General features: G+C 72.6%; 10 protein-coding genes. 7 read left to right on the forward strand and 3 right to left on the reverse strand.

Annotation, left to right across the window (positions count from 1 at the left end; all coding sequences use genetic code 11):
* On the forward strand, window positions 1–469 hold a 469-nt coding region (locus RWM17_RS07705; protein ID WP_314102486.1), incomplete at its 5' end, for a universal stress protein.
* Complete coding sequence (locus RWM17_RS07710) at window positions 466–2019, forward strand: APC family permease (protein WP_314102488.1); 1554 nt, start codon at window positions 466–468, stop codon at window positions 2017–2019. The genes RWM17_RS07705 and RWM17_RS07710, both read left to right, overlap by 4 nt.
* 28 nt (window positions 2020–2047) lie before the next feature.
* Here the strand turns inward: RWM17_RS07710 and RWM17_RS07715 are convergent, their stop codons facing one another.
* A complete protein-coding gene (locus tag RWM17_RS07715; protein WP_314102490.1) occupies window positions 2048–2716 on the reverse strand; it encodes a TetR/AcrR family transcriptional regulator in 669 nt (222 codons plus the stop codon).
* A 120-nt stretch (window positions 2717–2836) separates the two neighbouring features.
* On the opposite strand from RWM17_RS07715, the gene RWM17_RS07720 reads away from it, so the two are divergent.
* From RWM17_RS07720 to RWM17_RS07740, 5 genes are all read left to right on the forward strand, one after another.
* A complete protein-coding gene (locus RWM17_RS07720; protein WP_314102492.1) occupies window positions 2837–4171 on the forward strand; it encodes an extracellular solute-binding protein in 1335 nt (444 codons plus the stop codon).
* Entirely contained in the window at window positions 4168–5160 is a 993-nt protein-coding gene (locus tag RWM17_RS07725) for a sugar ABC transporter permease (RefSeq protein ID WP_314102494.1), read from the forward strand. Before RWM17_RS07720 ends, RWM17_RS07725 begins: the two co-directional genes overlap by 4 nt.
* The gene (locus tag RWM17_RS07730) at window positions 5157–6152 is read left to right on the forward strand and encodes a carbohydrate ABC transporter permease (RefSeq protein ID WP_314102495.1); all 996 of its coding nucleotides are present in this window, start codon (window positions 5157–5159) and stop codon (window positions 6150–6152) included. Before RWM17_RS07725 ends, RWM17_RS07730 begins: the two co-directional genes overlap by 4 nt.
* Before the next feature lie 143 nt (window positions 6153–6295).
* Window positions 6296–9415 carry a glycoside hydrolase family 2 TIM barrel-domain containing protein gene (locus tag RWM17_RS07735; RefSeq protein WP_399540282.1) on the forward strand — a complete coding sequence of 1040 codons (3120 nt, stop codon included), beginning with the start codon at window positions 6296–6298 and terminating at the stop codon, window positions 9413–9415.
* A gap of 117 nt (window positions 9416–9532) precedes the next feature.
* Window positions 9533–9982, forward strand: coding sequence for a MauE/DoxX family redox-associated membrane protein (locus tag RWM17_RS07740; protein WP_314102498.1), 450 nt, complete (start codon window positions 9533–9535; stop codon window positions 9980–9982).
* Between the two features lie 24 nt (window positions 9983–10006).
* On the opposite strand, the gene RWM17_RS07745 is transcribed toward RWM17_RS07740, so the two are convergent.
* Both RWM17_RS07745 and RWM17_RS07750 read right to left on the reverse strand, forming a co-directional pair.
* Complete coding sequence (locus tag RWM17_RS07745) at window positions 10007–10699, reverse strand: methyltransferase domain-containing protein (protein WP_314102500.1); 693 nt, start codon at window positions 10697–10699, stop codon at window positions 10007–10009.
* A partial coding sequence (locus RWM17_RS07750; RefSeq protein ID WP_314102502.1) for an FAD-dependent oxidoreductase occupies window positions 10696–11636 on the reverse strand: 941 nt, incomplete at its 5' end. The genes RWM17_RS07750 and RWM17_RS07745, both read right to left, overlap by 4 nt.

An 11636-nucleotide genomic window follows, 5' to 3' on the forward strand; every position in this document is an offset into this window, starting at 1 on the left:
GGCCGGCGCCCGCGCGGTCGTCGACACCGCGGTGGCCACGGCCGCGGCGGCGCGCGTCCCGCTGAGGCTCGTCTCGCTCGTGCCGCTCGACTCCGTCGGGGACGGCGAGCGCCGCGACCGAGACGACCGCGAGCGCGCCCTGCACGACGAGGCACGGGAGCACGCGGAGCGGATGCGCGACATCGCACTCGACGGCGTCCCCGCCGACCTCGACGTCACGGTCGAGATCGCTCCGGGCCCGAGGATCGCCGACGCGATCGACGCCCTCACCTGGAGCGACGACGAGCTCGCCCTCGTCGGCTCGAGTCGTCTGGCCCAGCCCCGCCGTCTGTTCCTCGGGAGCGTCGCCGCGAAGATCGTGCGCGGCGTCCCCGTCCCCCTCGTGGTGGTTCCTCGTGACCACGATGCCCGCACGACCTGGACCGGCGTCGCCCCGGGCGGCGCCCACCCCGAAGGGACCACCCCGTGAGCATCCTCAAGAAATCCGGCGTCGCCGCCGACCAGACCCTGTCGTCGAAGGGCCTGAGCGCCGGCAGCGTCGGCCTGATCGGCGCCGTCGTCATCGGCATCTCGTGCATCGCGCCCGCCTACACGCTGACCGGGGCGCTCGGCCCGACCATCGCGCAGGTCGGCACGCACCTGCCCGCGATCTTCCTCGTCGGGTTCATCCCGATGTTGCTCGTCGCGTTCGGCTACCGCGAGCTGAACAGCGCGATGCCCGACAGCGGCACCTCGTTCACCTGGGGCGTCCGTGCCTTCGGCCCGTGGGTCGGCTGGATGGCCGGCTGGGGCCTGGTGGTGGCGACGATCGTGGTGCTGAGCAACCTCGCGGGCATCGCCGTCGACTTCTTCTACCTGCTGCTCGGGCAGGTGTTCTCGGATCCGTCGATCGCCGACCTGGCGACGAACCCGCTCATCAACGTCGTCACCTGCCTGGCCTTCATGGCCGGGGCGACCGTCATCTCGTACCGCGACATGCAGACCACCCAGAAGGTGCAGTACTGGCTCGTCGGGTTCCAGCTGCTCGTGCTGGTCGGCTTCGCGATCGTCGCCTTCGTCCGGGTGGGCGGCGGCTCGGCGTTCGACGCCACGGCGATCTCGCTCGACTGGTTCAACCCGCTGACGGTGCCGACCTTCTCGGCCTTCGCCGCGGGGCTGTCGCTGTCGATCTTCATCTTCTGGGGCTGGGACGTCACGCTGACGATGTCCGAGGAGACGAGCGGCTCGCGGACGACGCCCGGCCGGGCCGCCACCCTCACCGTCGTCATCATCGTGCTGGTGTACCTGCTCGTCTCGCTCGCCTCCATGACCTTCGCGGGCCTCGGCGACGAGGGGGTCGGGCTCGGCAACCCCGACATCCAGGGCAACGCGTTCTCGGCGCTCGCGGGGCCTGTGCTCGGGCCGCTCGCGATCCTCATGTCGCTGGCGGTGCTGAGCAGCTCCGCCGCCTCCCTGCAGTCGACCTTCGTGTCGCCGGCCCGCACGCTGCTCGCCATGGGGCACTACGGCGCGCTGTCGCCGAAGTTCGCCCGCGTCTCGCCGCGCTTCTTCACCCCCGGGTACGCGACCCTCGCCTCCGCCGTCGTCGCCAGCGTCTTCTACGCGGTGATGCGCTTCATCAGCGAGGACGTCCTCTGGGACACCATCACGACCCTCGGCATGATGATCTGCTTCTACTACGGGCTGACGGCCTTCGCGTGCGTCTGGTACTTCCGGCACCAGTGGCGCACCGGCGCTCGCAACCTGTTCTTCCAGATCGTCGCTCCCGGCGTCGGCGGGCTCATCCTCGCCGTGCTCTTCGTCACGACGCTGATCGACAGCATGGACCCGGACTACGGCAGCGGCTCGCAGATCGGCGGGGTCGGCCTCGTGTTCCTGCTCGGCGTGACCATCCTGGTGGGCGGCGTCGTGGTGATGCTGGTCAACGCCCGGCTGCGCCCCGCGTTCTTCCGCGGCGAGGGCCTCCGGGCCGGCGTCGCCGGAGACGAGCGCGAGGGGCAGGCCGCGCTCCCCGAGTGACCCCGACGCGTCGGGCCCGCCAGGCCGTTCAGGACGGAGGAGGCGCGGGCTCGGTCCCGTCGTCGGCTGCGGCCGGCAGGATCACGAGGTCGAGGTAGTCGCGCAGCAGCCGCGGCACGTCGACCTCGTCCGGGGCGAGCAGCCACTGCAGCTGCACGCCGTCCCACAGCCCGACGAGCCCGGCGGCCGCCCGGTCGGGGTCGACGCCGTCGCGCAGCCGGCCGACCTCGGCCAGCGCGCGGAAGTCCGCCGCGTAGTCCCGGCGCAGGTCGGCGAGCCGCTGCGTGACGTACTCGCGGCCCGGGTTGCCCTCGGTCACGGCCTCGCCTGAGAGGACCGTGTAGAGCCCGATCAGCCCGGGCACGCCCTCGTTGTACCGCGCCTGGCGCTCGACGTCGCCCGCGAGCTGCACGCCCTCGCCACGCACGAACTCGCCGCTCGACATCTGGTCGCGACGCCGCAGCACCTCGAGCAGCAGGTCGCTCTTCGACGGGAAGTAGTGCAGCAGGCTCGTCTGGCTCATGCCCACCCGGTCGGCGACGCGCTGCAGCGACCCGCCCTGGTAGCCGTGCGCCGTGAACACCTCGAACGCCGCCTCGACGATGGCGGACCGCCGCTCGGCGGACTTCGCGTACGGGCCGCGTCGGCCGCCGCGGGCGCCGCGGCCACGGGTCGTCACGGGGGCGCCTTCGGTCATGACCGGGAGCCTACGACGACCCGCGCCTCCTCGGTGACGATCGCCGTCTCAAATTCGAGCGACCACTCGAAAAACCGTGTTACGGTCGGTCTCGTCCCGTCCACAACGAAGTGAGTCCTGATGAGTCCTCTCAGTCGTCGGCAGCTCTTGAGCCTCGGCCTCGGCGCGTCCGCCGCCGTCCTCGCCGGCTGCGCCACGCCCGGCACGACCTCGGTCAACACCCTGCCGACCATCCCGCCGGCCGCCGGCAAGGTCCGCCTCGAGTACTGGGCCTGGCTCAAGGGCCTCGACCAGGTGACCGACCTCTACAACAAGAGCCAGGACCGCGTGCACGTCGAGACCGTGTTCATCCCCGGCGGCAACGCGGGCGGGTACCAGAAGCTGTACTCGGCGCTCGCGGCGGGGGCCGGGCCCGACATCGCCCAGGTCGAGCTGCGCTCGCTGCCCGAGTTCCTGCTCGCCAACGGCGTCGTCGACCTGAAGCGCTACGGCGCGGAGAGGTACGAGGAGCTCTACGACCCCACGCTCTGGAACCAGGTGAGCTACACGGGCGGCATCTACGCCGTGCCGCAGGACAGCGGCCCGATGGGCATGTTCTACCAGCCCGGCGTCCTCGACCAGGTCGGCGCGGCCGTGCCCGCCACCTGGGACGAGTGGGCGGCCGTCGGCGCCGAGCTCAAGGGCGCGGGCGTGCTGATGGACTCGTTCCCCCTCGCCGACGCCTCGCCGTTCGCCGCGTACGCGACGCAGGCCGGCGCCTCCTGGTTCACCGCGGAGGAGGACGGCTGGGTCATCGACATGACCGACGAGGCGACCCTCAAGGTCGCCGCCTTCTTCGACGAGGCGATCGACGACGGCATCGTCACCACCGCCTACGGCGCCTACACGCCGGCCTGGTTCTCGGCCGCGGCGGACGGGAAGATCGCCTCTGTCGCGACCGGCTCGTGGGGCGACGCGCTGATCGAGGGCGTCAGCGGCGCCGAGGGCAAGTGGAAGGTCGCGCCCCTGCCGACCTGGGACTCGGGCTACGCCTCGAGCTTCCTCGGCGGCTCGACCGCCGCGATCCTCGCGAACAGCCAGCACCCGCAGGAGGCGCTCGAGTTCGCCGTCTGGATGACGACCACGCCCGAGGGCGTCAACGCCCTGATCGAGTTCTGCGGCATCGGCTGGTCGCCGGCTGTGGACGTGGTCGGCACGCTCCGTGAGAAGCCGAGCGCCTTCTTCAGCGGCCAGAACTACAACCAGGAGGTGTTCGTGCCCGCCACGAAGGAGTCCAGCCAGAACCAGGACTGGAGCTGGTGGCCCGTCACGCAGCAGTCGTTCAACATCCTCAGCGACGGCTTCCGCGGCAAGGCCTCGGGCGGCACGCTCGTCGACGCCGTCGCGCAGGCCGAGAAGGACATCATCTCGGTGATGCAGGCCAAGGGCCTCTCGATCCGCAAGGCGAGCGCATGAGCGCCGGGATGGAGACGCGTCCCGAGACCGCGGCGGCCACGCGCGCCACGGCACCCGGCCGGGGTCGCGACGGAGGCGGCGACGCCACCCGCAGGAAGAGCGCGTCGTCTGGCGCGGTCAAACGCGCCCCCTGGGTGCTGCTCTTCCCGTTCCTCGCGTTGTTCCTGCTCACCTTCATCGTCCCGATCCTCATGGCGCTCGTGTCGAGCTTCACGAAGGTGACCCGCGGCGGTCTCTTCGGCGAGGCCGGGGTCGTCACCGAGTTCGCCGGCTTCGACAACTACGCCCAGGTGATCGGCGACCCGAACTTCGTCGCGTCCATCGGCCGGATGTTCCTGTTCGGCATCGTCCAGGTGCCGGTCATGCTGATCCTCTGCACGGTGCTCGCGCTGCTGCTCGAGTCGGCCTCGGCCAAGTGGCCGGGCGTCTTCCGTGCCGCGTACTTCCTGCCGTACGGCGTTCCCGGCGTCATCGCGACCATCCTCTGGTCGTTCCTCTACGTGCCGGGCCTCAGCCCGATCATCGACGTGGCCGAGGTCTTCGGCGTCTCGCCCGACTTCCTCGGCGCGAACACGGTGCTCTGGTCGATCGCGAACATCGTCACGTGGAGCTACACCGGCTACAACATGCTGATCATCATCGCGCAGCTGAAGTCGATCCCGGTCGAGCTGTACGAGGCCGCCAAGGTCGACGGGGCGTCGGCCCTGCGGGTCGCGACGAGCATCCAGCTGCCGCTGATCCGCCCGGCCCTGCTGCTCACCGCCGTGTTCTCGATCATCGGCACCCTGCAGCTCTTCGCCGAGGCCCAGGTGCTGCAGCGGGTCGCACCGGCCATCGACAGCCAGTACACGCCGAACCTCAGCGCCTACACGACGGCGTTCGCCTACAACGACTACAACGTCGCCGCGGCGCAGTCGGTGCTGATCGCGCTCGTCGCCTTCACGCTCTCGATCGTGTTCCTCACCATCACGAACAGGAAGTCCGCATGAGCCCCCGCACCTCGGGCGCTGCGACGAGCGCCTCGATCGCCGAGCAGCCCACCGACACCGAGTCCATCGTCACGGCCGGTCAGGGCCGGAGGCGCAGCGACGGTCGTTCCGCCGCCCGCCGCTCCCGGGAGTCCGGGCCGGACCGGTCCGCGGGCCGCAGCCGCGCCTCCACCATCATCGTCACGGCCGTGCTGGTCGTCGTCGCGCTGTACTTCCTCATCCCGGTCTACTGGGTCGTGGTCGCCGCGACGAAGACCACCGGCGACCTGTTCGGCACCTTCGGCTTCTGGTTCGCGCCGACCTTCGCGCTCTGGGACAACCTCGGCCAGGTGCTCACCTACGGCGACGGGATCTTCCTCCGCTGGCTCGGCAACTCGGTGCTCTACGCCGGGGTCGGCGCCCTGATCGCGACGTACTTCGCCGCGGCCGGCGGCTACGCCCTCGCCAAGTACGAGTTCCGCGGGCGCAACGCCGTCTTCGGCACGATCCTCGGCGGCGTGCTGGTGCCCGGCACCGCGACGGCGCTGCCGCTGTTCCTGCTGTTCAGCCAGATGGGCCTCGCCAACACGTACTGGAGCGTCCTGCTGCCGTCGCTGGTGTCGCCGTTCGGCCTGTTCCTCTGCCGCATCTACGCCCAGGCCACGGTCGACACGTCGCTGATGGAGGCCGCCCGCCTCGACGGCGCGAGCGAGCTGCGCATCTTCCACACCCTGGGGCTGCGCATCCTCACGCCCGCGCTCGTCACGGTGTTCCTGTTCCAGCTCGTCGGCATCTGGAACAACTACTTCCTGCCGCTGGTGATGCTGAGCGACGTCGACAAGTTCCCCGTCACGCTCGGCCTCAACAACTGGCTCAGCCAGACCGACCGGCTGCCCGAGTTCTACCAGCTGACGACCGGCGGCGTGCTGCTGTCGATCATCCCGCTGGTCATCGCCATGGTCGTCCTCCAGCGCTTCTGGCGCGGCGGCCTCACGGAAGGATCCGTCAAGTGACGACCCCCGCCTCCTCGTCCATCGTCTCCTCGGTCACCAGCTCGGAGACCTCCGCGTCGCCGCGCTCGGCCGCACCGGCACCCGGCGACTACCTCGCCGACACCGGTCCCGGCACGGGCCGTCGCAGCCCCGCCCGGTCGTGGCTGCACACCGACGCGCCGACCCTGTCGCTCGACGGCCAGTGGGCGTTCCGCCTGCTGCACGGCGCGCCCGGAACCCCCGGGGGCCGCGGCGTGCTGCCCGAGGGCGAGCCCGTCGACGGCGTGGGCGACCCCGACCTCGACGACTCGTCGTGGCAGTCGATCGCCGTGCCGTCGCACTGGGTGCTGACCGGCGACGGCGAGCGGGGCGCCCCGATCTACACGAACGTGCAGTTCCCGTTCCCGACCGAGCCGCCCTTCGTGCCCGACGCGAACCCGACCGGCGACCACCGCCGCCGCTTCGACCTGCCGGCCTCGTTCGACGGAGCCGAGCGTGTGCTGCTCCGCTTCGACGGCGTCGAGTCGCGCTACGCGGTCTGGGTCAACGGCGTGCACGTCGGAGTCGGCGTCGGCAGCCGCCTCGCGCAGGAGCTCGACGTCACCGACGCCGTGCGCCCCGGCGAGAACGTCATCGCGGTGCGCGTGCACCAGTGGTCCGCCTCGAGCTACGTCGAGGACCAGGACCAGTGGTGGCTCCCCGGCATCTTCCGCAGCGTCACGCTGCAGGCCCGCCCGGTCGGCGGCCTCGACGACGTCTGGCTGCGCACCTCCTGGCACGGCACGGCGGGCGAGGCCGCAGGAGGCGCGACGATCGTCCCCGAGGTCACGGCCGGCCCCGACGCCTTCCCCGTCACCCTCGCGGTGCCTGAGCTCGGCGTCGACGTGACCTGGGCCACGGCTGCCGACGTCGCGCCCGTCGAGTTGGCGGGGGGCGTCGAGCCCTGGTCGGCCGAGACGCCTCGGCTCTACGACGCCACCGTGTCGAGCGCGCTCGGCACCGAGGTCGTCAGCCTCCGGCTCGGCTTCCGCACCGTGCGGATCGACGGCGACCTGTTCACCGTCAACGGCCGCCGCGTCGTGTTCCACGGCGTCAACCGGCACGAGACCCACCCCGACCGCGGCCGCGTCTTCGACGAGGAGTGGGCGCGACGCGACCTGCTGCAGATGAAGCGGTTCAACGTGAACGCGATCCGCACGTCGCACTACCCGCCGCACCCGCGCCTCCTCGACCTGGCGGACGAGCTCGGCTTCTGGGTCGTGCTCGAGTGCGATCTCGAGACGCACGGCTTCGAGCGCGACGCCTGGACCGAGAACCCCAGCGACGACGCCGCCTGGCACGACGCCTACGTCGACCGCATGGTCCGCACCGTCGAGCGCGACAAGAACCACCCGTCGATCGTGATGTGGTCGCTCGGCAACGAGGCCGGCACGGGCCGGAACCTCGCGGCGATGGCCGCGTGGACGCACGCCCGCGACACCGGTCGCCCCGTGCACTACGAGGGCGACTACACCGGCGCCTACACGGACGTGTACTCGCGGATGTACTCGTTCGTCGACGAGACGCGCGCGATCGGCAGCGGCGACGAGTCGGTGCGGCTGCTCGGCTGCACGCCCGCCGAGGCGGCGCGCCAGCGCTCGAAGCCCTTCCTGCTCTGCGAGTACGTGCACGCCATGGGCAACGGCCCGGGCGCCATCGACGAGTACGAGGCGCTGGTCGACGAGTTCCCGCGGCTGCACGGCGGCTTCGTCTGGGAGTGGCGCGACCACGGCCTGCGGCACCGCACCGCCGACGGCACCGAGTTCTTCGCCTACGGCGGCGACTTCGGCGAGGTCGTGCACGACTCGAACTTCGTGATGGACGGGATGGTCCTCAGCGACGACACCCCGTCGCCCGGCCTGTACGAGTGGGCGCAGGTCGTTTCCCCGATCCGCGTGACGCTGGCCGCGGGGGAGGTCGCCGGCCTGGCCGACGCCGAGGACTCCGACGACGGAGGCGACGGCGACGACGGCGCGGTCGCGCTCGTCACGGTGGCCAACCTGCGGCACTCGGCCGACGCCTCCGACGTGGTGATCCGGCTCACGGTCGAGCACGACGGCGAGGAGGCGATGGTCGCCGACCTCCCCGTCGCCGGCGTCGGCGACGACGCCCTCGCCGCGGGGGAGTCGGTCGTCCTGGCCGTCCCCGGCCTGCCGGTCGCGACCTCGGGCGAGACCTGGGCGACGGTGCGGGTCGTGACCGCGGCCGACGCCGAGTGGGCGCCCGCGGGACACGTGATCGCGACGGCCCAGCTCGACCTCACGCCTGCCGTGGCGGTCCGGCGTGCGCCGTCGACGCTGCGACCGGGCGTGCCCGGTGCGGCCGGCGACAGGCTCGCGGGCGCCTCCTCGGGTCGGCTCGACCTGGGGCCGGCGTCGTTCGTGGACGGCCGTCTCGTGTCGCTGGCCGGTCGTCCCGTCGACGGGCCGCGACTCGAGCTCTGGCGTGCGCCGACCGACAACGACCAGGGGCGCGGCTGGGTGCCGCGCGACCGCGACGTCGACGTGATGCGCGACCGGCACCGCGCCGACCATTACCTGCTGGCAGAGCTGCCGAGCGCCGAGACGACCTGGCTGCGGCTCGGGCTCGACCGGATGACGCCCCGCGTCGAGCAGGTCACGGCGACGGACTCGCAGGTGCACGTCCGCACCCGCTGGGCCGCCGCCGACGCCCGCCAGGCCGTGACCGTCGACGAGCGCTGGTCGCTCGAGGACGGCGAGCTCTGGCTGGCCCTCGACCTCGTGCCGACGGCCGGCTGGGACACCTCCTGGCCGCGGGTCGGCGTGCGCCTCGACCTGCCGACCGACGTCGCCACCGCGTCGTGGTTCGGCACCGGGCCGCACGAGTCGTACCCGGACAGCCGCCGGGCCGCGATCGTCGGCCGCTACACGGCGGCCGTCGACGACCTCGTCGTCGACTACGCGCGCCCGCAGGAGAGCGGCCACCGCAGCGACCTGCGGAGCCTCGACCTGGCCAGCGCCGACGGCTGTGACTGGCTGCGGGTCGACGCCGTCGGCGACGAGATCGGCCGCCTGCCCGGCTTCACGCTGCGCCGCCACACCGCGCAGCAGGTCGACGCCGCCCGCCACCCGCACGAGCTGCCCGAGCCCGACCACACCTACCTGTGGCTCGACGCGGCGCAGAACGGGCTCGGCTCGCGGGCCTGTGGGCCCGACGTGTCGGCGCCGCACGTGCTGCGGCCGTCCGCGCGGTCGATGCGGCTGCGGCTCACCGCGCTCGGCTAGGGGCGGCCCGGGCCCCGGCCCCGACCTCGCCGCCGAGTGGTCAGTTCTGGTCATCCGTGCAGCACGGAACGACCGGAACCGACCACTCGGCGTCCCCGGCAGGAGGAGGATGGTCCGATGTCGAAGCGCACTACAGCCCGTCCCACGTCCGTCCCGCGGACCGTCGCCCGCCTCCTGCTGGGAGCCGTCCTCGTCTTCGCCGGCGCCAGCCACCTCAGCTTCGCCCGGGACGACTTCCAGGCGCAGGTGCCCGAGTGGCTGCCGATCGACGACGACGCGGTCGTGCTCGCGTCGGGCGTCGTCGAGATCGCGCTCGGCAGCTCGCTCATCGCGCTCGGCCGGTGGCGCGTGGCCGTCGGCCTCGTGGTGGCGGCGTTCTTCGTCGCGATCTTCCCGGGCAACATCTCGCAGCTCGTGACCCGGACGAGCGCCTTCGGCCTCGACACCGACGCCAAGCGCTGGCTGCGCCTCCCGTTCCAGCCGCTGCTCGTGTTCGTCGCGCTCTGGTCGACGGGCGCCTGGCGCGACCGCCGCGTCGTGCTCGACCGCCTGCGCCGCCGCCGCTGACCCCGGACGCCACGCGGACGCGGACTAGGAGGCGCGGGTCGCCTTGACGACCACGTCGCGCACCGTGGTGGTCCCGCCGTCCGTCGCGGGGACCTGCCGCGCACGCGACTCCGCCACCTCGACGGTCCAGCCGTCGTCGGGGACGGCCGCGAGCACGTCGTCGATCGTGAACATCAGCTCCTCCTTGCCGTGCCGCCCGGCCCCCGCAGCGAGGTCGGACAGGTCGTGGCCGACGACGAGCAGGGTCCCGCCGGGCGCCACCGCCGCCGCCAGCGACCGGAACAGCGCCGCGCGCACCGGGTCGGCGAGGTGCATGAACTGCGACGACACGAGGTCGACCGACCCCGGTGCGGGAGCCCAGTCGGCGAGGTCGTGCTGCTCCCAGGTGATCCGGGCCGCCGCCTCCTCGTCGACCTCGGCCGCACGGGCCGCCGCCTTGTCGAGCGCGGCCTGCGCGATGTCGACCGCGGTCACCTGCCAGCCGCGGCCGGCGAGCCAGATCGCGTCGCCGCCCTCGCCGCTGCCCACGTCGAGCACCCGACCCGGCGTGAGGTCCGACACCTCGTCGACGAGGACGGGGTTCGGGCGCCCGCTCCACTGCAGGCCGGGGGCCGAGTAGCGGTCCTCCCAGTAGTCGCGGCCCCACTCCTCCGAGGCGGGCTGCCCGTCGCCGTGCACGTGCTGCCCGTGTGCGTGCTGCCCGGTCGAGTCCGTCATCGTCGTGCTCCCTCTCGTGCGTGCTCGAGTCCGTGCCGGCGGTCGCCGAGCACCCTGGTCGTGTTCTCCGCCTCGGCGCGGACCCCGAACGGACGGCGCCGCTCGGCCACGGCGAGATCGGTGTCCTCGGTGATGAGGCTCATGTTGACGGCGGCGGCGACCCCCACGCCGGAGGCGGCGGCCGTGACCACCTGCATCCGCGCGTCGGCGACGTTGCCAGCCAGGTGCAGCCCGGGCACGGTCGTCGCGCCGGTCAGCGGGTCGGACGCGATCACGGTCCCCAGCCCCATCGGGTGCGGCTCGTGCACGAGGCCGAGCGGCTCGAGCAGGTCGGCGTTCGGGCGCACCGCGGCGGCGACGGCGAGTGCGTCGACCGGCACGACCGGTGCCCCGTCGACGACGACGCCGGTCAGTGCATCGCCCTCGACCCGCAGCGACCGGACGCGACCCGTCACGACCTGCACGCCGCGGGCCGCCAGCCGCTCCCACTCGTCGTCGGACGGCTCGGGCGCCTCGTGCACGAAGAGCGTCACGCGGTCGCTCCACTGCCGGAACATCATCGCCTGGTGCACGGCGAACGGGGTCGTGCCGAGCACGCCGATCACCTGGTCGCGGATCTCCCAGCCGTGGCAGTACGGGCAGTGCACGACGTCGCGGCCCCAGCGGTCGGCGAGCCCGTCGACGTCGGGCAGCTCGTCCGTGAGGCCGGTCGTCACGACGACGCGTCGGGCCCGGACGACGCGCTCGCCGCCGCCCGGCGTCGTGAGCGAGACGGTGAAGGAGGAGGCGTCTCCTGCGCTCGCCCCCGTGGCCGACGCACCGGCACGGGCCGAGGCGTCGGCGGGGTCGCCGTCGGTCCGCTCCAGCCGCGTCACGGTCCCGTCGACGACCTCGCCGCCGACCTGCTCGACCTCGGCACGGCCGAGCCGGGTGAGCT

Origin of the sequence: uncultured Frigoribacterium sp. (genome assembly GCF_963515265.1) — a bacterium.
Lineage (GTDB): Bacteria > Actinomycetota > Actinomycetes > Actinomycetales > Microbacteriaceae > Frigoribacterium.

Excerpts from the sequence above, each read along its gene's own strand:
- RWM17_RS07720 (WP_314102492.1), top strand. The coding sequence starts at position 2,837 with ATGAGTCCTCTCAGTCGTCGGCAGCTCTTGAGCCTCGGCCTCGGCGCG.
- RWM17_RS07725 (WP_314102494.1), top strand. The coding sequence starts at position 4,168 with ATGAGCGCCGGGATGGAGACGCGTCCCGAGACCGCGGCGGCCACGCGC.
- RWM17_RS07715 (WP_314102490.1), bottom strand. The coding sequence starts at position 2,716 with ATGACCGAAGGCGCCCCCGTGACGACCCGTGGCCGCGGCGCCCGCGGC.
- RWM17_RS07730 (WP_314102495.1), top strand. The coding sequence starts at position 5,157 with ATGAGCCCCCGCACCTCGGGCGCTGCGACGAGCGCCTCGATCGCCGAG.
- RWM17_RS07740 (WP_314102498.1), top strand. The coding sequence starts at position 9,533 with ATGTCGAAGCGCACTACAGCCCGTCCCACGTCCGTCCCGCGGACCGTC.
- RWM17_RS07745 (WP_314102500.1), bottom strand. The coding sequence starts at position 10,699 with ATGACGGACTCGACCGGGCAGCACGCACACGGGCAGCACGTGCACGGC.